The 24,475-nt window shown below is 40.2% G+C and carries 23 protein-coding genes; 9 read left to right on the plus strand and 14 right to left on the minus strand.

Annotated features, from left to right (window positions below; genetic code table 11):
- Nucleotides 1-353 precede the first annotated feature (353 nt).
- From J2Y37_RS14540 to J2Y37_RS14560, 5 genes are all read right to left on the minus strand, one after another.
- Nucleotides 354-911 (minus strand): peptidylprolyl isomerase, encoded by a 558-nt coding sequence (locus tag J2Y37_RS14540; RefSeq protein WP_349033275.1) that lies wholly within the window; start codon nucleotides 909-911, stop codon nucleotides 354-356.
- A gap of 130 nt (nucleotides 912-1,041) precedes the next feature.
- Nucleotides 1,042-2,112 (minus strand): alpha/beta hydrolase, encoded by a 1,071-nt coding sequence (locus J2Y37_RS14545; RefSeq protein WP_004672170.1) that lies wholly within the window; start codon nucleotides 2,110-2,112, stop codon nucleotides 1,042-1,044.
- 242 nt (nucleotides 2,113-2,354) lie between these two features.
- The gene (locus J2Y37_RS14550) at nucleotides 2,355-2,552 is read right to left on the minus strand and encodes a hypothetical protein (RefSeq protein ID WP_005194417.1); all 198 of its coding nucleotides are present in this window, start codon (nucleotides 2,550-2,552) and stop codon (nucleotides 2,355-2,357) included.
- 289 nt (nucleotides 2,553-2,841) lie between these two features.
- On the minus strand, nucleotides 2,842-3,072 hold the full coding sequence (locus J2Y37_RS14555; RefSeq protein ID WP_004672175.1) for a hypothetical protein: 231 nt from the start codon (nucleotides 3,070-3,072) through the stop codon (nucleotides 2,842-2,844).
- 388 nt (nucleotides 3,073-3,460) lie between these two features.
- Nucleotides 3,461-4,324 carry an MBL fold metallo-hydrolase gene (locus J2Y37_RS14560; RefSeq protein ID WP_241324020.1) on the minus strand — a complete coding sequence of 288 codons (864 nt, stop codon included), beginning with the start codon at nucleotides 4,322-4,324 and terminating at the stop codon, nucleotides 3,461-3,463.
- Nucleotides 4,325-4,432: 108 nt separating this feature from the next.
- Here J2Y37_RS14560 and J2Y37_RS14565 point away from each other — a divergent pair, with 108 nt between their 5' ends.
- From J2Y37_RS14565 to dnaK, 3 genes are all read left to right on the plus strand, one after another.
- Nucleotides 4,433-5,326 carry a LysR family transcriptional regulator gene (locus J2Y37_RS14565; protein ID WP_349033276.1) on the plus strand — a complete coding sequence of 298 codons (894 nt, stop codon included), beginning with the start codon at nucleotides 4,433-4,435 and terminating at the stop codon, nucleotides 5,324-5,326.
- 159 nt (nucleotides 5,327-5,485) lie between these two features.
- Nucleotides 5,486-6,034: a nucleotide exchange factor GrpE gene (gene grpE / locus J2Y37_RS14570; protein WP_004672181.1), complete on the plus strand. Its 549-nt coding sequence runs from the start codon at nucleotides 5,486-5,488 to the stop codon at nucleotides 6,032-6,034.
- A 202-nt stretch (nucleotides 6,035-6,236) separates the two neighbouring features.
- Nucleotides 6,237-8,183 (plus strand): molecular chaperone DnaK, encoded by a 1,947-nt coding sequence (gene dnaK, locus J2Y37_RS14575; RefSeq protein WP_004672183.1) that lies wholly within the window; start codon nucleotides 6,237-6,239, stop codon nucleotides 8,181-8,183.
- Between the two features lie 282 nt (nucleotides 8,184-8,465).
- On the opposite strand, the gene J2Y37_RS14580 is transcribed toward dnaK, so the two are convergent.
- Entirely contained in the window at nucleotides 8,466-9,350 is an 885-nt protein-coding gene (locus J2Y37_RS14580) for an MBL fold metallo-hydrolase (RefSeq protein WP_349033277.1), read from the minus strand.
- 243 nt (nucleotides 9,351-9,593) lie between these two features.
- On the opposite strand from J2Y37_RS14580, the gene J2Y37_RS14585 reads away from it, so the two are divergent.
- The 4 genes from J2Y37_RS14585 to J2Y37_RS14600 all read left to right on the plus strand — a co-directional run bounded on the left by J2Y37_RS14585 (nucleotide 9,594) and on the right by J2Y37_RS14600 (nucleotide 13,640).
- The gene (locus J2Y37_RS14585) at nucleotides 9,594-10,502 is read left to right on the plus strand and encodes a matrixin family metalloprotease (RefSeq protein WP_349033278.1); all 909 of its coding nucleotides are present in this window, start codon (nucleotides 9,594-9,596) and stop codon (nucleotides 10,500-10,502) included.
- A gap of 437 nt (nucleotides 10,503-10,939) precedes the next feature.
- The gene (locus J2Y37_RS14590; protein ID WP_349033279.1) at nucleotides 10,940-11,854 is read left to right on the plus strand and encodes a matrixin family metalloprotease; all 915 of its coding nucleotides are present in this window, start codon (nucleotides 10,940-10,942) and stop codon (nucleotides 11,852-11,854) included.
- Nucleotides 11,855-12,280: 426 nt separating this feature from the next.
- Nucleotides 12,281-13,135, plus strand: coding sequence for a matrixin family metalloprotease (locus tag J2Y37_RS14595; protein WP_349033280.1), 855 nt, complete (start codon nucleotides 12,281-12,283; stop codon nucleotides 13,133-13,135).
- Nucleotides 13,136-13,268: 133 nt separating this feature from the next.
- Nucleotides 13,269-13,640 carry a hypothetical protein gene (locus tag J2Y37_RS14600; protein ID WP_004672197.1) on the plus strand — a complete coding sequence of 124 codons (372 nt, stop codon included), beginning with the start codon at nucleotides 13,269-13,271 and terminating at the stop codon, nucleotides 13,638-13,640.
- A gap of 50 nt (nucleotides 13,641-13,690) precedes the next feature.
- On the opposite strand, the gene J2Y37_RS14605 is transcribed toward J2Y37_RS14600, so the two are convergent.
- The 4 genes from J2Y37_RS14605 to J2Y37_RS14620 form a co-directional block, all read right to left on the minus strand.
- Nucleotides 13,691-14,992, minus strand: coding sequence for a lytic murein transglycosylase (locus J2Y37_RS14605; RefSeq protein WP_241324026.1), 1,302 nt, complete (start codon nucleotides 14,990-14,992; stop codon nucleotides 13,691-13,693).
- Between the two features lie 640 nt (nucleotides 14,993-15,632).
- The gene (locus J2Y37_RS14610; protein ID WP_349033281.1) at nucleotides 15,633-16,754 is read right to left on the minus strand and encodes a 5-(carboxyamino)imidazole ribonucleotide synthase; all 1,122 of its coding nucleotides are present in this window, start codon (nucleotides 16,752-16,754) and stop codon (nucleotides 15,633-15,635) included.
- A gap of 11 nt (nucleotides 16,755-16,765) precedes the next feature.
- Entirely contained in the window at nucleotides 16,766-17,278 is a 513-nt protein-coding gene (gene purE, locus J2Y37_RS14615) for a 5-(carboxyamino)imidazole ribonucleotide mutase (RefSeq protein WP_005194389.1), read from the minus strand.
- A 136-nt stretch (nucleotides 17,279-17,414) separates the two neighbouring features.
- Nucleotides 17,415-17,771 carry a DMT family protein gene (locus J2Y37_RS14620; protein ID WP_349033282.1) on the minus strand — a complete coding sequence of 119 codons (357 nt, stop codon included), beginning with the start codon at nucleotides 17,769-17,771 and terminating at the stop codon, nucleotides 17,415-17,417.
- Nucleotides 17,772-17,978: 207 nt separating this feature from the next.
- On the opposite strand from J2Y37_RS14620, the gene mpl reads away from it, so the two are divergent.
- Nucleotides 17,979-19,340: a UDP-N-acetylmuramate:L-alanyl-gamma-D-glutamyl-meso-diaminopimelate ligase gene (mpl, locus tag J2Y37_RS14625; RefSeq protein WP_349033296.1), complete on the plus strand. Its 1,362-nt coding sequence runs from the start codon at nucleotides 17,979-17,981 to the stop codon at nucleotides 19,338-19,340.
- Nucleotides 19,341-19,587: 247 nt separating this feature from the next.
- On the opposite strand, the gene J2Y37_RS14630 is transcribed toward mpl, so the two are convergent.
- Genes J2Y37_RS14630 through J2Y37_RS14645 form a run of 4 tightly spaced genes read right to left on the minus strand, consistent with a single transcriptional unit; the run spans nucleotide 19,588 to nucleotide 23,412 of the window.
- Nucleotides 19,588-20,331, minus strand: coding sequence for an SDR family oxidoreductase (locus J2Y37_RS14630; protein ID WP_349033283.1), 744 nt, complete (start codon nucleotides 20,329-20,331; stop codon nucleotides 19,588-19,590).
- 19 nt (nucleotides 20,332-20,350) lie between these two features.
- Nucleotides 20,351-21,049, minus strand: a complete 699-nt coding sequence (locus J2Y37_RS14635) for a histidine phosphatase family protein (RefSeq protein WP_349033284.1) — start codon at nucleotides 21,047-21,049, stop codon at nucleotides 20,351-20,353.
- Complete coding sequence (locus J2Y37_RS14640) at nucleotides 21,046-22,167, minus strand: phosphotransferase family protein (protein ID WP_349033285.1); 1,122 nt, start codon at nucleotides 22,165-22,167, stop codon at nucleotides 21,046-21,048. Before J2Y37_RS14640 ends, J2Y37_RS14635 begins: the two co-directional genes overlap by 4 nt.
- A 12-nt stretch (nucleotides 22,168-22,179) precedes the next feature.
- A complete protein-coding gene (locus J2Y37_RS14645) occupies nucleotides 22,180-23,412 on the minus strand; it encodes an acyl-CoA dehydrogenase family protein (protein WP_349033297.1) in 1,233 nt (410 codons plus the stop codon).
- Between the two features lie 106 nt (nucleotides 23,413-23,518).
- Here J2Y37_RS14645 and J2Y37_RS14650 point away from each other — a divergent pair, with 106 nt between their 5' ends.
- Nucleotides 23,519-24,436 (plus strand): LysR family transcriptional regulator, encoded by a 918-nt coding sequence (locus J2Y37_RS14650; protein ID WP_349033286.1) that lies wholly within the window; start codon nucleotides 23,519-23,521, stop codon nucleotides 24,434-24,436.
- The last annotated feature ends 39 nt before the right edge of the window (nucleotides 24,437-24,475 follow it).

Below are 24,475 nucleotides of genomic sequence, written 5' to 3' on the forward strand. Positions count from 1 at the left end.
CTTCGAGTAATTTCTACCATCTAATCAATGAAAATAATTTCGATCGATTAACCAGTAAAAATCCACACAAGTTGTTCTTCTTCAATTCTTAATGAATTTTTCACCACCTCATCAGTGGCAAATCAACGCAATAAATACTCATAAACTTAACCAGTAAAGCTAAGTTCTGTTTGCTTCATCGCGTCGGGATGTGTGCATTATAGGAGATTTTTTTTGGTGCGCAAGTCTTTTTAAACATATGATTTATTGAGTGTTGCTTTTTTAGACCAAAGCCTGCACAACAAACCACCAAAAACACCACAAACCAATGATATTAAGGAAGAAATATTAATTTTACATTTCTTCCTTATTTTTTACTTTTTGCTCTTTATCTGAACACTTATGATTTTAACCGGTTGTTTTGGTACATTTTGATGCATTCCTTGGTTTCCTGTAGGTACATTTACGATTTTATCAATCACCTCCATACCCTTAGTCACTTTACCAAACACTGCATAGCCAGCATCTCTTTGTGAACGATTGAGGAAACTGTTATCAGCAACATTTATAAAAAATTGACTCGTTGCAGAGTTAGGGTTATTGGTTCGAGCCATCGCTAATGTGCCACGGGTATTCTTCAGACCATTATCTGCTTCATTCACAATAGGTGCGTTTGTTTTCTTCTCAACCATATTCTCATCTAAACCACCGCCCTGAACCATAAATCCAGGAATCACACGATGGAAGATCGTACCTGTATAGAAGTTGCTTTTAACATAGCTTTCAAAATTCTTCGCTGATATAGGCGCTTTATCATCAAAAAGCTCTATTTCAACATTCCCCATGCTGGTTTTCATTTCAACCATTGTATTTGCAAATAGATGACCACTGGCCAAAAGTAAACTTGTTGTAATGAACAACGTTTTCATCATTGCTTTTCTCAACTTGAAAATAGATTTTTTGTGGACATTCATCTTAGTTTTACAAATTCATTTTTGCTATTTTTATTTGTTACGCTAAACAACACCTATGTTTCACGTGAAACATAGGTTCATCGGCAAATTAACTATGTTTATCCCAAAATTTTCTAAAGTTTCTCGCAAGCTCAATCGTATTACGTTTAGCTTTGCTTGAAATTGGGGTTAGGTTGATAAAACCATGAGTCTGATCAACATAATTGACATATTGAACTTTGACACCGCTTTGTCTGAGTTTATGACTATAGATCTCCCCTTCATCATGGAGTAAGTCGTGCCCAGCCGTAAGTACGTATGCAGGTGCAAGCTTGCGAAGGTTGCCATAGGTAGGTGAAACAAGCGGATCATCTAAAGCAACGTTGTGCTGTGTCACATAATAGTCTGTCACATAATCCACATCCTTACTGGTCAACACTAAGCCTTGACCATACGCATAGAAAGATGGGTGTCTACTTTTAAAATCTACAGTTGGATAAATTAACAGTTGTGCTTGTGGTGCGTATGCCTTGCCCACTGTGTGCTGTGCCACAACGGTACTGATATTGCCACCAGCACTGTCGCCAGCAACCGCAATACGATTTTTATAGATCTTGAGTTGGCGACGATTCTGATAAACCCAAGCCAAAGCATCTTCACATGATTTAATCAGTAGTTGCGGCGATGCTTCTGGTGCAAGCGGATAATCAATACTCAAGACTTGTACTTTTGCGTATTTCGCGATTAAACGGCATGCTTCATCATGTGTATCCAAACCACCCACTACAAAACCACCACCATGATAAAAAACAATCATCGGTAGTTTTTTATTTGGTGCTGGGTGGAAGTGGCGGGCAAAAACCGTTCCACTTTGCAAAGGTAATCGAATATCTTCAACCGACTCAATCGAAGTCGGCTTATTTAATATTGCCAGCATCTGTGCATCAAATTGGCGTCTTGACTCGATCGGATCGTCACTCAAAAAACCAATACGTCCCTGTTTAATTTGGACGGCCATCAAACATTTGGTAAATGCATCCAAATCTGGGTACTGATATGCATAGCCTAAAACCTTCGCGAGAGATTCTTGTACGATTTTAGGCAGCTTATCCAGCACTCGTGCAGCAGGACCTTGTCCATTATCTAAAATTGTTTGAATTTTTTGAGGTAATGCTGTCACGTTTTTCCCCTTCTCATGTTGTCCATCATTCTTGTTCTATCCGACTATATGCCCTTATAAAGTCATAGATCAAGAATTTAAAAATAAAATCTAAGCTAAATGGCTGATCTTCAAAAGTCATTACCCATTCTGCTTATCTATATACTATTTTTAGGTCAATCAATGTTTTTGCGTTGATGAGAAATAAAAAACTCAAAAAACAAAATTCCGCTTTTTGAGTTTTTATCACGTCTATATTTTTATTAACGACCAGCCGATGCTGAACCTGAGACATTAACTCCAACTTGTCCTGGTTGGACTTGTGCCTTTACGCCAGCACCTGTTTTAACACCATGAGAACCAACACCCACATTTGTAGAACCAGTTGCCTCCACAGAAACACAACCAACCATTGGGCTTAACGCAATACACAGTAGCGAAATGAAAGTGAACTGTTTCATAAATTTTTCTCTCAATTAGATCAATACAAACAATTTGGTTTGTGAAATATCATCATTGCTGTTTTGTCTATCAATCTACAAGTCCACATGACTTATTTTTACTGTCAGTTTGGCAAATCTTTATGCGTTTTAAATTCGCTCTAAAAGTAAAAAAACTAGAATCATTTTATTGATTCTAGTTTTTATTTATCAATTAATCTGTATCACTTAAGGGCATCATATATAGCAGTATATGTTTAGATTGATCTGCTGGCATCAACAGACAATCTATTGCCCGACTAAGTTTAGATTATTGTACTGATGCCTCAGCATCAACCGCACCAGATACGTCAGCAGATGGGCTAGCTGATTCAACACCCATAGAAGTATCCGCTTGTATGCCTACACCGCCTTGCACGCCAGTTGGGCTTGCGCTGGTTTGAGCAGAACCAGAAGCTTCTACACCACCTTGAGATGTACAACCTACCGCTGTGAATGCTACACCTGTTACAACCATTGAAATCAATGCTAATTTTTTCATTGCTTACTTCCTTTCATTATGACAAAAAGCAAAGTCGCCTTTGCGTTGCCTATGATTCACAATTTTTTTCTCAGACGTGATGCGGATTGGTTGTAGTTTGTAGTGGAAGCTGCATTATTTTGCAATTTTTCTTATATCAGCCGTCTTCACAATTCACATATCTTTTCATTTAAACAGCCTTACTAAATAACTATTAATACAGCATTTTTTTATTTTTATTTTGGCTCTATATCGCAAATTGTTGTTTATATTATGTTTTTATAATTCATAGAAATACTGTACAACCGTCTTAAAAGATTACAATTGCGTAGTTTTTATTGATAATGAATTAAGCACCAATAAAAAACCGTGGTCTAAGCCACGGTTTTTATGTTTTTCGACCATAAATTTACGGCCACTGCATTTCACCTTTTACCACTTTAGCACCCAAATTTAAACTATCTGATTCACCTAAAGCTGGATATTGTTTTTGCATGGTTTGTATTAACTGAGCTGAATCCTTGGTGGCTTTTACCGCTTTCTCATATTGCTTTAAATAGTCAATCGAGAAGTTCACTGCGTCTAAACCTTCAGCCGCCCCTGCTTTCATATGTGCTGGTACCACAGTTGTCGGTTTTAACGCTTTGATACTTTCTAAAGCCTGAATCACCTCAGCACGGTCTTTTGTGGTCGGGGTATCTGCCATCCATAAATGAATTCCTGATGAAACTGGAATTCCACCCACAACCGCTTTAGCACTTGGGATCCACAAATACGTCAGCTCTTTTTTACCCTTAATTTCAATGCTTTCATTTTCAAACTTTAAGGTTTTCGCTGTATAGGCTTGAGGAATGATAATTTGAGTCGGTGCATTAGCGCCCATTTTAGGTCCCCAATACTGCACTTTCAAAGCTTGTGTATCTTGAATATGTTTAACGGTTTCAGGCGTCGCAATGATTTGTACATTTGGGAAGTATTGCTTAAATACATCTAAACCAAAGTAAAAGTCTGGATCACCATAACTCACAAAAATCGTTTTTAACGTTTTACCGCTATCAAGGATGTCAGCCGCGATACGCAAAGCTTCTGATTTAGAAAATTGTGCATTGACCAATAAAACTTCTTTATCACCTTCAATTAAAGTTGACGTGACTCCAAAGTGCTCAGGTTTCGCCAGAAAATTTTGAATTTTTAATTCTTGTGCGAAGGTGTTTGATGCTGCCGCGAGTGTTGATAATGCAGTGAATGCAATTGCATAAGGTTTTAAGTTCATTTTTTCGTCTCCAATCTGATAGAAAACACTATAAATTGCATTTACTACTGAATAAACAGCCTAAATTAAGATAAAATGTTGCATATCTTGCAACAATCAAAAATAAATATGGATACATTAAAAGCCATTCAGGTCTTTGTTTGCATTGCACATCAAGGCAATCTCAGTAAAGCTGCAGAACATTTAGATTATTCTAAAGCGATGGTGTCTCGTTATCTGGAACACCTCGAACAAACCTTTTCAACTCGACTGTTTCAACGTAACACGCGTAAAGTATCACTGACACCTGCTGGCGAAAAAGCACTGGTGTATTGCGAAAATATTTTACAGCAGCAACAACTATTAGCCGGCTTGGCTGCTCCAGAGCAACATACAGGTACGATCCGTTTTACCTGTGGCTTATTTTTATTTCAGCTCGGGGTGAATGAATGTATTCGACAGTTTAAAAAGCGCTATCCTCATATCCAATTTGATGTGTATTTGACTGAAAATACCGTTGATTTGATCGATGCACAAGTTGATCTGGCCCTACGTATTACTCAAAAAGTCGCTGATGGACTAATTGCACGTCCCGTCTGTCAAATTGGCTCTATTTTTTGTGCTCATCCACATTATTTAGAAGATCATACGGCCCTTTCACACCCCAGCCAATTGATTCAGCATGAATGTATTGCCCACTATACTCATAATCAATATTGGACTTTGTTTGATCAAGATCAACAGCCTCAGAACTATCCCTTAAATGTGACCTTTAAAAGCAATGACGTGATTGCGCTGTATCAAATGTGCCTCGCAGCGCAAGGGATCGCCATGTTGCCGACGTTCCTCGTCCGTCAAGATATCGCAGCTAACCGTCTGCAACAGGTGTTTACAGATTTTTCTGCACCCGATCTGACTTTGTCTTTAGTCTATGCATCTAGACAACATTTACCAAAAATAACCCAAGAATTTATTGCTTTCGTGATCGAAAACTTAAATTTTTACCTAGATCAGCAAAATTAAAAGATTTAAATCGACCTGAACGCTTGAATTTTGTCGGGTTGCCCATACTTCATCCATATCTATGAATGACCAATATGTGGCAGTTCGGGTTTGATCCTATGAGCATTCACGCCAAAAGGACTGTACATGTTTAAGAACTTTTTTAAACGGAGATCATCAATGGCTAATGAGCACAATGAGCAAGCTCAAGACATTCAAAATGAGCAACAACCTGAACAAACTCAAACTGAAGGTGTAGAGCAAGCAACAAACGAGCTTAGCGTTGAAGATTTACAAGCGCAAATCACCACACTAGCAGAAGGTTTAAAACTAGAAAAAGCACGTGCAGCGAATGCAACCTATGAAGCAGAAAAAGTGAAAGAACGTTTAGAACGTGAAGCTGAAACTGCGAAAAAATTTGCTTTAGAAAAATTTGCCAAAGATTTACTCGACTCGGTCGACAACCTTGAGCGCGCGATTCAAGCTGCGGGCGATGAGCAGTCGCCTTTACTTGAAGGTGTACAACTGACCTTGAAATCATTACTCACCACGCTAGAAAAATTTGATGTGGTTGCAGTAGATACTACCAATGGCTTCAATGCAGATCATCATCAAGCCGTCGGTCTTGACCCAAATGCCAAAGCAGGTGAAATCGGCACGGTACTACAAAAAGGTTATACCTTGTCTGGTCGTCTCTTGCGTCCAGCGATGGTCATGGTTGGTCAATAAAGCACAAGAGCAACCTGTAAATTTGCTCAAAGTACAAAGAATTTGAGAGTTTTTTGATTTTTTTTCATAAAAATGCTTGAAAAAAACCGAATGACTCTCATATCGAATAACAAGCAAATCCCCTTTCGGAAGCAACGCTTTTCAGCCCCTTAATTTAGGGTGGAAATGAGGGGATTCAAAAAATTTTAGAGGAACACACCAAATGGCGAAAATTATTGGTATTGACTTAGGTACTACCAACTCATGTGTTGCTGTACTTGAAGGCGATAAAGTAAAAGTAATCGATAATGCAGAAGGCGCACGCACAACTCCATCAATCATTGCCTATAAAGATGGCGAGATCTTGGTTGGTCAAAGTGCAAAACGTCAGGCTGTAACCAACCCAAAAAATACATTATTCGCAATCAAGCGTTTAATTGGTCGTCGCTATGAAGATGCTGCGGTACAAAAAGACATCGGTCTTGTACCTTACAAAATCATCAAAGCTGACAACGGTGATGCTTGGGTTGAAGTGAATGATAAAAAATTAGCACCTCAACAAATTTCTGCTGAAATCTTGAAAAAGATGAAAAAAACTGCAGAAGATTATTTAGGTGAAACTGTAACAGAAGCGGTTATTACTGTTCCTGCTTACTTCAACGATGCACAACGTCAAGCAACTAAAGATGCGGGTCGTATTGCAGGTCTTGATGTTAAACGTATCATTAACGAACCAACTGCTGCTGCACTTGCGTTCGGTATGGACAAAAAAGAAGGCGATCGTAAAATCGCGGTTTATGACTTAGGTGGCGGTACGTTTGACGTATCAATCATCGAAATCGCAGACCTTGATGGCGACCAACAAATCGAAGTACTGTCAACCAATGGTGATACTTTCCTTGGTGGTGAAGATTTCGATAACGCATTGATCGAATTCTTAGTTGAAGAATTTAAGAAAGAACAAAGTGTAAATCTGAAAAATGATCCACTTGCGTTACAACGTTTAAAAGAAGCAGCTGAGAAAGCAAAAATCGAGCTTTCTTCATCAAACGCAACTGAAATCAACCTTCCATACATCACTGCTGATGCGACTGGTCCTAAGCACTTAGTGATCAACGTTACACGTGCAAAACTTGAAGGTTTAGTTGCAGACTTAGTTGCTCGTACCATTGAACCTTGCCGTATCGCACTTAAAGATGCTGGACTTTCAACCTCTGAAATTTCAGACGTGATCTTAGTTGGTGGTCAGTCTCGTATGCCACTTGTACAACAAAAAGTACAAGAATTCTTTGGCAAAGAGCCACGTAAAGACGTGAACCCTGACGAAGCTGTGGCAATGGGTGCTGCGATTCAAGGTGCGGTATTGTCTGGTGACAAGAATGACGTACTTTTACTCGACGTAACACCATTAACCCTTGGTATCGAAACAATGGGTGGCGTGTTAACTGCAATTATTGAGAAAAACACTACGATTCCTGCGAAGAAATCACAAGTGTTCTCAACTGCTGCTGACAACCAACCTGCTGTAGACATTTCTGTGTTCCAAGGTGAACGTAAAATGGCTCAGCAAAACAAATTATTAGGTAACTTCCAACTCGGCGACATCCCACCTGCTCCACGTGGTGTGCCGCAAATTGAAGTTTCATTCGATATCAATGCTGACGGTATCTTAAAAGTATCTGCGAAAGACAAGAGCACAGGTAAAGAGCAATCGATCCAGATTAAAGCAAACTCAGGTTTGTCTGATGCTGAAATCGAAGCAATGATCAAAGATGCTGAAATCAATGCAGAAGAAGACCGTAAGTTTGAAGAGCTTGCGAAAGCACGTAATGAAGCAGACGCTTTAATTACTAGCTCGAACAAAGCAGTGAAAGATCTTGGTGAACAAGTGACTGCTGATGAAAAAACTGCGATTGAAACTGCGGTTTCTGAACTTGAAGCTTCAACAAAAGAAAATGATGTTGAAGATATCAAAGCAAAAACTGAAGCTTTGCAAAACATCTTGATGCCAATCACACAACGTGCTTATGAACAAGCACAAGGTGCTGCGGGCGGTGCTGAAGGTTTTGATCCAAATGCATTCCAAGGTGGCGATGCGGGTCAACAACAAAAAGCGGACGATGGCGTTGTAGATGCTGAGTTCACAGAAGTAAAAGACGACAAAAAATAATTTGTCGCTCTAAAAAAAACCGCGCGAAAGCGCGGTTTTTTTGCATTAAATTTTTATATCAATACTTAAATTCAAATTAGTTTTAGCTACAGTAGAGGCGGCATGGAAGCCGCCCTGTTGGGCTGCGGTAACATGGATGTACTGTCAGCCCAACAAATGGTTTTGCCTACTTTGTCCAAAAACAAAGTATGATCTTGCCTAAGCAAAACATTTAAACTTTACATAAAATTTGAGGCTGTGACTTTCATAAATGAATTAAATCTTATTTCTAGAAAGTGACTATTAGCTAGATTTAGATTGATCAAAATACAGTTCACCTAAGATCGGCATAAATAACGGAATCACGCCACAATCCCTAATTTCTTCTATAAACTCAGGTATATTCACATCAGGTAATAACTGCGGTGTCTCATCAATCGGCGTCACCATACTATCCCAATGGCATGGGATAATATATTTTGGCTTGAGCAGTTGCACCACATCTCTGACGTAATTTGGTCGGTATTTACGTCCAATTGCACATAAACAAACGATATCCGCCCGCCGCCCTTGCAATTCTTGTTCGATAAAATCCGCTGAATCGATATGTACCACGCTCAGTTTGCCAGTATCAATCCACCAATTAAAGACTTGTCCATGCTTTAGCTGATGAAATTTGGGTGGATAAGGTGGTGGTGTAGTCATGTCTCCAGGGAGTGGCACACGTCCAAAAAGTGCTTTGCCATGAATCGAAGGTAGCCCAACAACTTGCCATTGCCCACACGCAATAATCTCTCGTCCTTTTGTTTCTAGCATTTGCTGTTCAGACAAACCTGCCGATCGCCCATACATGAGACTCGCTTGAGAACCAATTAACCGTGCGCCTGTTTGTTTACACACTTCAGGGGCATCCAAAATATGATCATAATGTGCATGTCCAATCAGCACATCATCTGCCTGCGGAATGTATTGTTTAACCAATTCTGGATCACTGAGTAAAGGCTGAGTGAGTGTATGCCATAGACTTGGGCGACTAATAAATGGATCCAAAACCAACGTACGATATTGATCTGATAGGATAAAACCTGCCGTGCCTAAATATTTAATTTTTAAATTTTCGTTTTTTGCTTCGGCTGGAGAGCAAGCTGTCCAGGTCGGATCAGGTGTTTTGAGTAAATATTTCAGCATTTAGATCCCCTTTCATTTTATTTTACTTATCCGTTTTTGCTTAGAATAGCTTAAATATGGCAGCTGTACTCATACATAACAAGTGCAATGTTAACGCTCAAGGAGCGGTATCACAGATCACCAACTTGATACACACAAACTTTATGTATAATTCAAAATGTTAAAATGATGATATAAATAAAAGATGAAAGCTGATCTTGTTATTGCCAAGCCTCTATCAACCTTTATTTTCAAAAATGTTAAATGATACGAATCGTTTTTATATGTCTTACACTCTTTATTTTATGGTCTGGCTATCAAAGCTACCAGCATCCTCAGCTTAAATTTAACTCGCTTTTGGATCGGATCACCCACCCTTTCGATACACGGCTTCGCTATCGTATAGCAGAAGTTGACCCTCGCTTTAAACTCAGTGTTGAACAAGTGAAAGAGATTAGCCAACAAGCGACACAAATTTGGAATGATGGGACAGGAAAAGAATATTTTGTATATGATCCTAACGCTCAACTGAGTATCCATTTAATTTATGATGAACGTCAAATTGAAAGTGAACTACGTCGACAACATTTGACTGAGCTAGATGCAAACCAACAACAATGGCGAAATAAGAAGAAGCAGCTTGATCAAATCGAACAAGCAATGATGCAAAACAAACAATCTCTAAACTTAAAACGACAACAGCTCGATCAGCAAATTCAACATTACAATCAAGAGCAAAATGCTGCTCGACTCAAGCCGTCATCGACTGCGCATCAGCAATATTTCCAACAACGGCAACAGGTTTTACAACAAAATATTGAATTATTAAAACAAGAAATAGCGCAATACAATCAAAAAGTTATTGAGCTAAATCAAAAAGTTGATGAGCTAAACGCACTGGATCAACAATTAAACACCTCAGTCAGTCAGTATAAACAACGTTTTCAACCCCATTTATTTCATAAAGGCTTATTTAACGGAAAACAGATTCTCATTTATGAGCTTGAATCCAAGGATGACCTAAAGTTAACACTGGCGCATGAGTTTGGACATGCTCTAGGGCTAAAACACAGTGATGACCCGCATGCTCTCATGCATCCGATTATGAAAGATCAAGATGCTGCTCATTTTCGTTTAACACCAGCCGACCTGAATTTATTGTTGGCACGTTAATCCAACCAACCTGTTGAAATCTGATCAAGCAAGAATCTAATCAAAATTCTACTCAAGGTTAAGCATGGTGATTTCTAGCTAAGAGGCAACGCATGACAAAAATACCAGTAGACCTTTCATGTCACTAATAAACAATTTTTCGTCCAAAGGGAAAAAACTTTTCAGTTTGCGATAATTCTTACAAAAGTTAACAATTTGATTATTTTACAGCCAGTTTTACTTTAATTTTAGTCATATAAAGCTTAATCCTTTGATATTTTTCGACTTATGATAAAAAAACAACCTGTTCTTTGATTTATTTATTGTGTATATCATTCGTTTCATTGTTCGCTTTATTAGAACAAAATCACAATTTTTAGCTTTATTTATTAAATAGATAGCACTTTGACCTAAGCAAAAAATTACTCAAGAATAAATTTTATTTTTGGGGACTTTACATGCGTGATCAAGGTTTAATGATCGTCATTGCGACATGCTTATACATGGGCGTGCCTCATGCAAGTTATGCCCAAAATCATTCGCATGGCGCAACTCCCCATAACCACCATACGGTTGAAACACCCATACATTACCGTATTGCAGAGATCGACCCAAGATTCAACTTAAGCAGCCAGCAGGTGCTTGAGTTAACCCAACAAGCTGCAAATATCTGGACACAAGAAACGGGAAAGCAACATTTTATTTATGATCCACACGCCAAATTTAGCATTCACTTAGTTTATGATGAACGTCAACAACAGAGCACTCATCGTGTTCAAAGCTTGGATCAAATCTCACAACAACAAAAACAATGGGAAAATCAGCATCAGCAGCTACAACACGTCAAAGATGAAATCGAAAAAACCACAACCCAGCTCACCAATAAACAAGCGCAGCTCACCGCCCAATTTCAACAATATAACGCAGATGTACAGCATTTTAATCAACAACGTTCATCGTCAAAAAATTTAGCCAATCAGCTCACACAGCGCCAAAAAATACTGCAACAACAAGCTGCTACACTACAGCATGACATGTTATTGCATAAGCAAAAAACACAACAAATTAATCAGGAGATTAAAAACTTAAATCAAAAAAACCAGCAGCTTGTTGCCGCAGCGAATCAATTTAATCAAGTATTTCAACCTCGTCTATTTCATAAAGGTCATTTTAATGGCAAACAGATTGTTATTTATGAGTTTACGACTGCAGATGATTTACGTTTAACGCTCGCACATGAGTTTGGACATGCTTTGGGATTGGCACATACGGATGATCCTAAGTCGCTAATGTATCCCGTTATTCAACAGCAAAATTTGCAAAGATTTTCACTTACTGATTCTGATAGAAACCTGGTAAAAGCAATATACTAAATACTAAGTATAAAAATACCTCCAGCGCTGAACTATACAACCAGACAGACAGTCTATTTTTTAGACAAATAGATTTTTAATTTTACATGATATAAACCGTATTTTATTCAGTTAATTATCACTATTTATACTGATTATTTCTGCCAAAATTATCATTTTCCCAATTCGAGAATAAAAAATAAATAATTGTTGCTACATTAATTTTAGCTCAACCAGCCTTAAAACTAGAGAATTTTGGCTCAATTAAGCATTTATTTTTCTACAGATGTATTTTTATTCATTGTCTATAAATATTTTTCAACCCCGTGAATTTAAATACATTTCATCAAATTGACTAATCATAAAAGCTGATTAAAATACAGCCCTTTTCAATCTTTATCTCCTACTATGCGTTTATGTTCTCTCCTATTGGCCACATGTTTTTTTGTGCTGGCTCAAGCATCGGCTTTTGCTCAAATTTCCTCAAATTCTACCCAGAACCAAGTCCGCTATAACACAGCGCGCCCTTTGCACTACCGTATTGCCAATTTTGATCCTCGCTTAAAGATTAGTCAGCAGCAAATGATTGATTTGAGCAAACAGGCGGCAGCCATTTGGGAAAAAGACACAGGACAACATTATTTTGTTTATGACCCTGAAGCTGAGTTTTCCATTCATTTAGTCTTTGATCAGCGTCAAATTCGTAGTATGAAACGCGCTGAGAGTTTGAATCAATTAGAACATCAACAACAAATTTGGCTAAATGAAAATCAACAATTACAACAGCTCAAACAAAATGTAGCGCAATCAAAAATGCAACTTGAATTGCAGAAAACTGAATATCAAACCCGTGTTGAGAATCAGCAAAAACATAAACAGCGAAGCTCGATTAAAACCTTATTTACGTCAATTCAAAAACAACAACAAGATCTTGAACAACAGTCTGCACAGCTACAAACGCGTATTGCTAAACATCAGCAGCTGGTTCAGCAACTTGACCTACAAACGGAAAAGTCCAAACAACTTTACCAACAATTAACCCAATCAATTGCTGAATTTAATCAAACCTTTAAGCCTCAGACTCTACACAAAGGTCAATTTGATGGGGACAAAATTTTTATCTATGAGTTTTCTTCAATCGATGACCTACGGCTAACTTTAGCGCATGAATTTGGACATGCCTTAGGACTAAAGCATACCCAAGATCCAAAATCTTTGATGTATCCGCGCATCAAAGCACAAGATGCCAAAGATTTTAAACTCACCAATACAGATTTGGAGCTATTGGGTTTTTCTCGCTAAGGCTTGAGCTGTACAGGCTAACGGACATTTATAAGCTGATGTTTTTGTAAGATGATAAGAATGGGTCGATTGTTTTGATTTATTCATGTTATTGTGGAGTGAAAACATCATCTTAGCCTAAATGGAGATCAGCATGAGTTATTATCATATCTTAATTGAAGTGAATGACCACATCAGTACGATTGAGCAGACTCGTGATATCGAAATCTTGGATATTCAAAATATTAGTCCCTATCTTCATTCGATTTTGATTCCTTATTTCAATGAGCAAATCCTCGAGCTTGAAGATGAAAATATTGCGCATGATGAAATTCTACATTTAGAGGTCAAACAGACCTTATTGCCGATTGAGCATTTAATCGAAGAAGAACAAAAACAATTGCCGAGTGATACTGATGTCACCATTACCGCTTATGAAATTTTTAATGATCGTGATTTGAGCCAAGATGTGACTGCGGTGATTTTTGATATTTTAGAAGCTGTAAAATTAGATGCCGCACCATAAATAAAAAAAGGTCTGCTATTCAATAAGCAGACCTTTTTTATTACTACAATTTACTGCATCATTTTTTTGGCTTGTTCTTGACGGAACGCAGCTAAAATCTGCTGTCCTGCACGGCCTGTTGGATTAAGTCCCAAACGTGTTTGTTCTTGACGAATCGCTTGACGACTTTTGTCTCCAATTAATCCGTCTACAGCACCAATATCATGACCACGTTGAATCAAAAATTGTTGAATTTCACGACGTTCTGCTCTTGATGTTCCCGCATCATCTGTCGGCCATGTCGTTAAAAATGGCGTCCCACCTCGCAGACGGTCAGACAAATGTGCGATGGCTAAACCATAACTTTCAGCTGCATTATAGCTATAAATCGCATCGAAATTTTTAAACACCAAGAACACAGGACCATTGGCACCTGAAGGTGCAATCAAACCTGCAGGCGTACTGCCTGATAAATTTCCTTGCACCAAAGCCCGACCATCCGCACGCGTTACGCCCTGAGCAATCCAACTATTCAGTGACTTTTTATTACGACGGCTTTCACCAGAAATCGACATGCCTTGTGGAATTTTCACCTCAAAGCCCCAAGGCATCCCTGTTTGCCAACCCGCACGTTTTAGAAAGTTTGCTGTTGATGCCAAAGCATCTGGAATACTGGAAACAAGGTCACGGCGACCATCACCATCAAAATCTACAGCTAAACGCTCGTAGGTAGATGGCATAAATTGAGTATGCCCAAACGCACCTGCCCAAGAACCAAAGAGCTGATCTTGGGTGACATCACCACGTTGTAAAATACGCATGGTGGCAAAAAACTCACCACGGAAATAACTCTGACGGCGGCCTTCACAGCTCAATGTCCCTAATGCTTGTAATAAAGGATAGCGTCCAGAAATATCACCAAAATTACTTTCCACACCCCATACCGCGACAACGGTTTCGGCGGGAACACCATAAGCTTGCTCTACTCGTCTTAAGACATCACGATGTTGCGCTAATTTTTGCTGTCCCGCTTGGACTCGCTCGTTATCGACCAAACCCGATAAATAATCCCAAATCGGTGTTGAAAACTCAGGTTGATAGTTCAGTCGATCAATCACCGAATAATCCGCAGTCAAATTTTGGGTATAGCGGTCATAATTCGCGGCTGAAACACCAGCAGCAACAGCTGAAGATCGTAAACTCGCCAGACAACTCTGAAAATTCCGAGTCGGCGCAAAACTGCTGTTATTTGCAGCTGTTGGCGTTGTTGTAGTGGTCGTAACTTTTGCGCCATTGATGATCAGCTCAGCATGGGCACTATAAGATAAGGTCAACAAGGCAGAGCCTAGAAAAAAAGGGAAATAATGTTTCATGTCTTAACCATAATTTTTGAATTCAAATTTCTTGTTCACCTTAACACGCTCTATCAAGATGTATAGTTTGGAAACGTAACTTTGAATTCATTCTTCGTGATTTAAATTTAAAGTTCTCTTTTTAAATTCAAAATGCAGATGCTAATTTAAATTTAAAAAGATCGAAGCCCATCTTTTGAATTCAAAATAAGCTTAACTCAACACATCAACTTTGAATTTAAAAATACAACCAGAACGTCGCATCAGTTTTAAATTCAAAAAACACTCCGATTTAAATTCATTTTAACAACCCAACCGATGAGATCAGAAGAGAAAATTGCTGATTTATAGCTTTTTTCTCACTTCTAAATACTTAGAACCCAAGAAAATAGATATCCACAGGCCCATCATTTAAATTCAAAGCAACGATACTCACCACTTTTAAATTTAAAACTTGAGCGCATTTTTAAATTCAAAAACAACATAAGCAACTTCTCGTGTTTTGAATTCAAATCAAACCCTATAATTTAAATTCAAAAGTCGGAAATAAAGTTACCCACACCTCAGCATAAATCCAACAGCATTCATTTTTTGAATTTAAAAAAATAACGGGCATAAAAAAGCGATCCGTAGATCGCTTTTCAAGCATTTGTGGATAACTTTATAGGTGCATATCGTCTGTTAGCGCTAAAGGTACTGGCAAAATTTTTGCCAATTTGCGGCATAAAACAGTTAAATCATCGCGATTATTCGGCATCAAAGTAATATGACCCAACTTACGACCTGCACGCTCAGACTTATTATAAAGATGTAAATGCACACCATTGAGCGCCAAAACGTCTTCTGATCGAGGATGCTGACCAATAATATTGATCATTACCGTAGGACGAATCACCTCAGTTGAACCAAGCGGTAATCCTGCAACTGCGCGAATATGGTTTTCAAATTGCGAGCAAATCGCACCTTCAATCGACCAGTGACCTGAATTGTGTACGCGACATGCCATTTCATTGGCATATAAACCTTGTTCAGTCACGAACAATTCAAGCGTCAATACACCCACATAATTGAGGTGATTCAACAAACGGGTAATATAGTCTTGCGCAACAGGTTGTAAATCCGTGCTATTTGGCGCAGGCACAATGGAGTGTGACAAGATACCATTGTGATGGTGGTTTTCAGCGAGCGCCCATGTTTTGACATCGCCATCTTGACCACGCACCGCAATAATCGATACTTCACGGCTGAATTTTACGAAACTTTCAGCGATCAAGCTTTTGGCAGGACCAAGTTCAGCCCAAGCGGTATCGATTTGATCTTCTGAACGTAATACAAATTGACCTTTGCCATCATAGCCGCCTGTCACGGTTTTCAGTACGATAGGCAAACCTAAGTCGGTTACAGCTTGTTTTAAGCTATCTAAGCTGTCTACCGCACGATACGGCGCAACTGGAATACCTAATTCATCGAATAAGCTTTTTTCAGCTAAGCGGTTTTGTGCAGTTGCCAAAGCAAGACGAGGAGGGTGCAATGTCTTGGTTTGGGTCAAAACATCGACATCCGCGACAGGGGTATTTTCAAACTCAAGGCTAAATACATCTGCACTGGCAATAAAATCCTGCAAAGCATGCTCATTTTTGCTTGAGAACACAGGCCCTAAAATCGCCGCAGGGCAATCTGTTTCTGCTTCAAAAAAGCTACATTGAATATTCAGTGGGAGGGCTGCTTGCGCCATCATGCGTCCAAGTTGCCCGCCGCCAAAAATACCGATGGTTTTATTCATGATCAACCTCGTTATACTTGACCAGGAATGTTTTTGCTCGACACTTTTTCAGTTTGTGCAGTACGGAAATCCGCAACATTTTTTGCGATCTCAGGACGAGTTAAACCGAGAATTTGAGCCGCCATGATTGCAGCATTGGTCGCACCGGCTTGACCAATCGCCAATGTTCCCACCGCAATGCCCGCTGGCATTTGCACGATTGAAAGCAATGAGTCGACACCATTTAAAATAGAAGATTTAACAGGTACGCCGAGTACCGGTAAATCAGTCTTGGCTGCACACATCCCCGGTAAATGCGCTGCACCACCAGCACCCGCAATAATCACTTGGATACCACGATCACGGGCTGTTTCAGCATATTCAAATAAACGGTCTGGGGTACGGTGCGCAGAAACCACTTCAGCTTCAAATGCAACACCCAATTGTTTGAGCATATTTGCTGTATGTTCAAGCGTTGCCCAATCTGATTGAGAACCCATGATAATCCCGACTAAAGGTTGGCTATCTGTTGCGACCGCATTCATTGGCTTTTCCAAAACTTGATAAAAATAGAGCAGTGTCTCGACTTACGCCAAGCACAAAGGAATAAATTGGCAGATATTATAGCGGTTTTTTCAAGCATCCCCAACTAAAGAACGCTTTTAAAAACCGTCAAAAAATTTAGTTTTGATTACGGAAAACAAAATAGACACAACCGAGTAAACACAACATTGCCCAGACATAATCCAGCTTAAAAGGCTGTTTAAACATAAACAGTAAAAATGGGACAAAGACCAATAAGGTCACCACTTCTTGGGTAATTTTCATTTCCCCCAAACCCCAACCATTTTGACTCAATAGTTTGGTGGCAGGAATCATAAAACTGTATTCGAGTAGGGCAATACACCAACTTAATAAAATCGCCTGCCAGATCGGTGCATCATGTAAATATTTTAAATGGCCGTACCATGCCAAGGTCATAAAACAATTGGAAATCACCAATAGACACAATGCTAAAAGAGTAGGGCTCAAGTTCATGTCCTTCTGATTCAGAATACAAGCTTAATAGGGAGATTGGAGTCAATATAAAAGCGCTGAAATATTAACACTTCTTGCTTTAATTTTAAGTAAACAACAACAACGAATTTTGACTATCTTTTCCATATCAGCCTTGCTATCTTTTGAGGCAAATTTTTAATTGCATTACACACGTTTATTGCGTGATTGGATAAAGAGAGAAGCATGATGCATCTGCATATTTTGGGTATTTGTGGCACATTTATGGGGTCTTTGGCTCTATTAGCACGAGATTTAGGACATAAAGTCACAGGCTCAGATGCCAATGTTTATCCACCGATGTCAACTCAATTGGAAAATGCAGGCATTGAGCTGATGCAAGGCTATGACCGTAGCCATTTGCAACCGCATCCAGATCTAGTCATCGTCGGCAATGCCATGAAACGTGGCATAGATGCGATCGAATACATGCTCAATGAAGGTTTGCCGTATATATCAGGTCCACAATTCTTAGCAGATCACGTGTTGCAAGGTAAACATGTACTGGGGGTCGCGGGGACACATGGTAAAACCACCACCACGACCATGCTCGCTTGGGTACTCGATCAAGCAGGTTTAAACCCCGGCTTCTTGATCGGTGGTGTGCCACTTGGTTTTAGTGAAAGCGCGCGTTTAGGCGGTGGCAAATATTTCTGTGTTGAAGCAGATGAATATGACTCGGCTTTCTTTGATAAACGTTCTAAGTTCGTTCACTATCACCCTAAAACGGCGATTTTAAATAACCTTGAATTTGACCATGCTGACATCTTTGATGATCTTGCTGCGATTCAAAAACAGTTCCACCATCTCGTGCGCACCATTCCAAGCGAAGGGCGTATTATTGCACCGATTACCGAAACCAATATTGATGAAGTGTTGGAACAAGGCTGCTGGACACCTGTGGTTCGTACCAGCCTAGAGCCTAATACTCAAGTCGCTTTATCTGCTGAATTGATCAATACAGATGGTAGTCATTTTAAAGTGCTTGAACACGGTAACGTGATCGGTGAAGTAAAATGGAGCATGACAGGCCAGCATAGCGTTGCCAATGCTTTAGCGACTATTGCTGCCGCGCAACATGTTGGTGTCAGCCTTGAACAAGCCTGCGATGCATTATCGAATTTTGGCGGTGTAAAACGTCGTATGGAATTGTTAGGCACAATCCGTGGCATCGAAGTCTATGATGACTTTGCACATCACCCAACCGCGATTGAAACCACACTGGACGGCGCACGTAAGCGTCTAGGTGAGCGTAAACTTTGGGCGATTATTGAGCCACGTTCAAACACCATGCGTATGGGTAGCCACAAAGATGGTCTAGCGCATTCAGCACGGTTAGCGGATGAAGTCATTTGGTATCAACCAGAAGGTTTGGATTGGGATTTACAACCCATCATTTCTGCATCATCAAATAAGGCCGAAGTCAGCCGTTCTTTGGATGACATCATTGCCCGTGTGGTGAATGAAGCAGGTGAGGGCGATGCTGTGGTGATCATGTCTAATGGTGGTTTTGGTGGTTTACACCAAAAATTGATTACAGCTTTGTCGTAATCTAGCCTATATCCCACTTTCATAATTTAATCTTGTAACGGTATTTACTACCGTGACAGGCGGCAGGGATGCCGCCAGTTGGACTGTAGTATAAGGATATACCATCAGTCCAACAAAAGATTTTTGTTACTTTTCATCTTTGAAAAGTAAGGAATTATCTACATCCAAACAAGTCTGCTATTCAAACAATATTTAGCCGAGCATTCATACTAAAAAAGCCCATATCAATTCTTTATTTAAATTTCAATCAACTCAATTTATTCACTAATTTCAACGGCAAAATCTTCATTGCAATCCCCACAGGCAACCACGGCCACTGTGGTACATACGCTTTTATTGGTGCTTTCTCAATTGCTTTCACTAAAGCTCGACAACCCGTTTTCTCATCCACTTCAAACGGCAATTTTTTTGCGCCCTCATTCAACTCAGTCCGAATATAACCAGGGAAAATCGTTGAAACTTTGATTGGTGTATCCAGCAACTCAGCACGAATCCCTTCGGCCAAATGTGCAACTGCGGCTTTGCTCGCAGCATAGGTCGATAAATGCTTCGGTAAGCCACGCATTGCACTCATCGAAGAAATCACCACCAAATGCCCTTGATTCTGCGCTCTAAAGATTTCAACCGCCGCTTCACATTGTGCCAATGCGGAAATAAAGTTGGTTTCTGCCGTGGCGCGATTAATTTCAAAATGACCTTTGCCTATGCGACGTCCTTCACCGACACCTGCATTGACAATAATACGATCAATAGTGCCGAACTCTTGTTGGAAGTCTTTAAACACCGTAAAAACATCATCATAACGAGTGACATCCAAAACTTTAATTTTGACCTGAACCGAAAATTGGTTTTCTAGCTCTTGTTTGAGGGTTTCTAACCGCTCTAAACGTCGTGCACAAAGCGCAAGGTTGTAGCCTTTGGCAGCAAACTCACGCGCCATACCGGCACCTAAACCTGAACTTGCACCTGTAATTAAAATCGTCTTTGCCATGTCTGCCACCTATTCTTGTTTAAATCCATGTTAAAAGTTCTGCATCTTGTGCTTTTAAATAATGATGCTCATTAAAACTGAGTAATTGCAAATGACCATTGTTCCAACGCAACGTCGTGATACTGGCATTGGCAAGTGACCAATTCAGCGCAAAAATTTGTTTGGCATTTAGACCCAATACCTTGCCCACCGCCACTGAAATCACACCGCCTGAGCTAAACACCACCGCTTGACGCTGCTGTGTGGCATCCATACTTTCACACAGTCCATGCAACGCTGTTTCCACTCGTGATTGAAAGCCTAACCACGTTTCATGATACTCATGGTCGTATTGCTCTCCAATCCAACGATCAATCGCACCATCAAAGATTTTAGCCAGATAAGCACGTGGGTTTGCCACTTGTGCAATATCCTGTTTGAGTAATTCAGGTTGCTTAAAACGCGGTTCGTATTGTGCAAACACCTGCTGATGATCAAACTCGTTCCATGCAGACTCAGTCTGAATCAGCACATTCTGAAAACTTTGTGCCAAAGCTAATCGCGCGGTTTGTTGATGACGTTGCATTGAACCTGCAAGCACAAATGGGGTTTGCTTTAAGCTGCGCTTAAAAAAATCACCCACCATCTGCGCTTGTTGCTCGCCTTTGGCTGAGAGCTGGTCATAACTTGCTGCACCAAAGGACGCTTGCCCATGTCGCACCAAATATATTGTGCTCATGGCTTTAAAATATCCTCTAATTTCGCCACACATTCAGGAATAAGTTGCTGCGCCTCTGTATTATCTTGAGCAATCAGTTTTAAGGCCCGAATATGCAAAGCATGAATCATGATCCAGAAATCTTTAAAGGCTGGATTATCGGTTTGTTGATGGTAGTAGCGATAATAAATTTGTTGCGCAATCACGGCTAAACGGAACAGACCAAACACTTCATAGAAAGCCCAATTTTCAGGTTGTAAGCCTGTTTTCTCAAGATAATAATTCACCACTTGTTGACGCGTCAGCATGCCTTTTAGATTGGTGGGCTGACGGCGAGTGGACTTCATCAACGCATCATCATCATCCTGAATCCAATAGGCGAGGGCGCTACCTAAATCCATCAACGGATCGCCCAAGGTCGCCATTTCCCAGTCCAAAATACCAATCACTTCAGTCGGTTGATTTGGATTTAAAATCACATTATCAAAACGCCAATCATTATGAATCACACAGGTTTTCACGTCGTTAGGGATATGCACTTGCAACCATTGACGCACAAAAGCAAAATCAGGCACGTTCGGGGTCAGTACTTTGCTATACCGCGCATCCCAGCCCTCCACCTGACGTCGACAATAGCCGTCACCTTTACCGATTTTTTCTAATTCAGTGCCCTGATAAGGGACTTGATGTAGTTCAATCAATTTATCTAAGACATTCAGACAAAGTTGCTGTACCTGTTGCTCATCAAGTTGTAATTCTTTGGGTAAATTGGCACGCGGAATAATACCCTCAATCCGCTTCATCACATAAAAATCACAACCGATGACTCTCTCGTCTTGGCATAGCGCAACCATTTCAGGCAGTACTGGATAGAACGGGGCGAGGTGCTTTTGCACATTGTATTCACGGGCCATATCATGCGCGGATTTGGCTTTGGTGCCTTTGGGTGGGCGGCGTAGAATCAGATCTGCATTGTCATATTGCACACGATAAGTCCAATTGGAAGCACCGCCTGAATATTGGGTCACTTGCGCTTGCCCTTGTAGCACCACAGCTTGTTTTTTTAACCATGTTTCCACTGCGGAAATATCCAGCTCTTCACCATGACGAACCTGTCCACCCACATCAATCACTGTCATTTTCTTATATCCTTATTTACGACCATAGCCACGTTTTTTTAGTTCTAATTTGGCAATCATGCCTTTATGAACTTCATCAGGTCCATCGGCTAAACGTAAACTACGTGCTTGATTAAAGAATCCCGTGAGTGGAGTATCTCGTGATACACCTTCACCACCGTGGATCTGAATCGCCATATCCACCACATTTTGCAATACCGTTGGAGCAACCACTTTAATCGCAGAAATTTCAGTCAATGCAGCCATAGTGCCCATGGTATCCATCTTATATGCGGCATACAGCGTCAATAAGCGAGCTTGGTCGATTTGTACACGTGCTTCAGCCACGCGCTCTAAATTTCCACCCAATTTCAGGAGTTCTTGACCAAAAGCTTTACGTGACATGCCCCGATCAATCATCAACTCCAAGGCTTTTTCTGCTGCGCCAATACAGCGCATACAATGGTGAATCCGCCCTGGCCCTAAACGCCCTTGAGCAATTTCAAAGCCTTGTCCTGCACCACCAATAAAACTACTGACAGGGACACGGACATTGTCAAAACTGACTTGGCCATGACCATGCGGCGCATCGTAATCACCAAATACAGGCAACATTCGCTCAATCGTTACGCCTTGCGTACCAATCGGCACCAACACCATAGAGTGTTGATGATGACGGTCTTTGCTCGGATCAGGCGTATAAGCCATAAAAATAATCACTTTGGCATTGGGATCGCCCAAACCAGATGACCACCATTTACGCCCATTTAATACAATCTCATCACCATCAATAACCGCCGTGGCTTGCATATTAGTGGCATCACTGGATGCCACAGCAGGTTCAGTCATACAGAATACCGAGCGAATCTCTCCATTCAATAAAGGTTGCAGCCATTGTTGCTTTTGCGCGTCACTCCCATAACGCCACAATACTTCCATATTGCCAGTATCAGGTGCATTACAGTTAAATACCGTCGGTGCAAGTAAGCTACGTCCGGTAAGTTCAGCAATACGTGCATATTCCTGTACCGATAAACCAGCACCTAGCTCGGCATCAGGCAAAAACATATTCCATAAACCCGCGGCTTTGGCTTTGCTTTTCAGTTGTTGTAATTGTTCAGGCCATTGCCATTTGGTCCAATCGCCATCGACATTGAGTTGATGTACCTCATCCCAAAACGCTTTTTCAATCGGTTCTATTTCTTGTTGAATAAAGGCTTGCGTTCGTGCAATAAAATCCTGTGCGCGTTCAGATAATGCAAACATCATCAGCTTCCTCAAGGTAAAAATGTGGCGAAAGATCATTCGCTGCTTTACATCACCATAAGCGAAATTTTATTATGAATGAAATGATTTTATTTTATTTAGAACTATGAACAATATTCATAATACAACCCCTTTAGAAGTAGGGCATTTCCATCGTATTGATATTAATTTATACCCGCTTTTTATTGCGATTTTTGAACAAAAAAGCATTTCTAAAGCTGCACAACTGCTATGTATTAGTCAATCCGCAGTGAGTCATGCCTTACAACGCTTACGCACGCAATTGAATGATGAACTGTTTGTGCGTAGTGGTCAGAAAATGCGACCGACACCTTATGCCGAGCAGATTTACCAACCGATTCAAACCGCTTTGCTGAGTATTCAAAGTATTGCTATGCCGCAACAAACATTTGTACCGAGTATGCTACAAAGCCTTAAAATTGCCATTCACGATGAAATCGAGCCGATTATTTTTCCACAATTGGTCAATCACTTTGCAGCGTTGAATCTCGATATTCAGTTTCTCAGCTCAAAACTGGATCGTAAAAACATGCTGGCGGATTTATCCGCCCAACAAATCGATTTTGTGATTGATTTAGTGCAACCCTATCAAGCGAATTTACAATTTGAAAACCTGATTGAAGATCACTTTGTGGTGTGTACTCAACAAGCGGAAATGGATTTATCGCTGTATTTATCCTCTCCGCATATCGGGGTTTCCTCACGGCGCACAGGCATACTGTTGGAGGATATTTATCTCAATCGCCAACAACTGTCTCGCCAAATTTTTCTGCGTTGTCAGCATTATTCAACCGCTTTGCAAGTCCTCTCACAGTATCCAAGTTCGATTTTGACCATTCCACAAAGCATTTTAAAGCACCTCAATTATGCAGAAAATCTGCATATTCATGCCTTACCGATCGAACTGCCAAAAATCAGCATGGGCATGTATTGGCATGACCATGTGAAACAAAATCCACGTCATCAGTTTTTACGTCAAGAGATCTTAAAAATTTTTAATTAAGCTCATAAGCACTATGCACACAAGCCACAGAGGTGGAGG

This window comes from Acinetobacter sp. 3657, from assembly GCF_031456775.1.
GTDB lineage: Bacteria > Pseudomonadota > Gammaproteobacteria > Pseudomonadales > Moraxellaceae > Acinetobacter.

Bases quoted from the DNA above. Each gene is read 5' to 3' on its own strand.
- J2Y37_RS14540 (WP_349033275.1), bottom strand. From the start codon at position 911: ATGATGAAAACGTTGTTCATTACAACAAGTTTACTTTTGGCCAGTGGT.
- J2Y37_RS14550 (WP_005194417.1), bottom strand. From the start codon at position 2,552: ATGAAACAGTTCACTTTCATTTCGCTACTGTGTATTGCGTTAAGCCCA.
- J2Y37_RS14555 (WP_004672175.1), bottom strand. From the start codon at position 3,072: ATGAAAAAATTAGCATTGATTTCAATGGTTGTAACAGGTGTAGCATTC.
- J2Y37_RS14560 (WP_241324020.1), bottom strand. From the start codon at position 4,324: ATGAACTTAAAACCTTATGCAATTGCATTCACTGCATTATCAACACTC.
- J2Y37_RS14565 (WP_349033276.1), top strand. From the start codon at position 4,433: ATGGATACATTAAAAGCCATTCAGGTCTTTGTTTGCATTGCACATCAA.
- grpE (WP_004672181.1), top strand. From the start codon at position 5,486: ATGGCTAATGAGCACAATGAGCAAGCTCAAGACATTCAAAATGAGCAA.
- dnaK (WP_004672183.1), top strand. From the start codon at position 6,237: ATGGCGAAAATTATTGGTATTGACTTAGGTACTACCAACTCATGTGTT.
- J2Y37_RS14580 (WP_349033277.1), bottom strand. From the start codon at position 9,350: ATGCTGAAATATTTACTCAAAACACCTGATCCGACCTGGACAGCTTGC.
- J2Y37_RS14585 (WP_349033278.1), top strand. From the start codon at position 9,594: ATGATACGAATCGTTTTTATATGTCTTACACTCTTTATTTTATGGTCT.
- J2Y37_RS14590 (WP_349033279.1), top strand. From the start codon at position 10,940: ATGCGTGATCAAGGTTTAATGATCGTCATTGCGACATGCTTATACATG.
- J2Y37_RS14600 (WP_004672197.1), top strand. From the start codon at position 13,269: ATGAGTTATTATCATATCTTAATTGAAGTGAATGACCACATCAGTACG.
- J2Y37_RS14605 (WP_241324026.1), bottom strand. From the start codon at position 14,992: ATGAAACATTATTTCCCTTTTTTTCTAGGCTCTGCCTTGTTGACCTTA.
- J2Y37_RS14610 (WP_349033281.1), bottom strand. From the start codon at position 16,754: ATGAATAAAACCATCGGTATTTTTGGCGGCGGGCAACTTGGACGCATG.
- purE (WP_005194389.1), bottom strand. From the start codon at position 17,278: ATGAATGCGGTCGCAACAGATAGCCAACCTTTAGTCGGGATTATCATG.
- J2Y37_RS14620 (WP_349033282.1), bottom strand. From the start codon at position 17,771: ATGAACTTGAGCCCTACTCTTTTAGCATTGTGTCTATTGGTGATTTCC.
- mpl (WP_349033296.1), top strand. From the start codon at position 17,979: ATGCATCTGCATATTTTGGGTATTTGTGGCACATTTATGGGGTCTTTG.
- J2Y37_RS14630 (WP_349033283.1), bottom strand. From the start codon at position 20,331: ATGGCAAAGACGATTTTAATTACAGGTGCAAGTTCAGGTTTAGGTGCC.
- J2Y37_RS14635 (WP_349033284.1), bottom strand. From the start codon at position 21,049: ATGAGCACAATATATTTGGTGCGACATGGGCAAGCGTCCTTTGGTGCA.
- J2Y37_RS14640 (WP_349033285.1), bottom strand. From the start codon at position 22,167: ATGACAGTGATTGATGTGGGTGGACAGGTTCGTCATGGTGAAGAGCTG.
- J2Y37_RS14645 (WP_349033297.1), bottom strand. From the start codon at position 23,412: ATGTTTGCATTATCTGAACGCGCACAGGATTTTATTGCACGAACGCAA.
- J2Y37_RS14650 (WP_349033286.1), top strand. From the start codon at position 23,519: ATGAACAATATTCATAATACAACCCCTTTAGAAGTAGGGCATTTCCAT.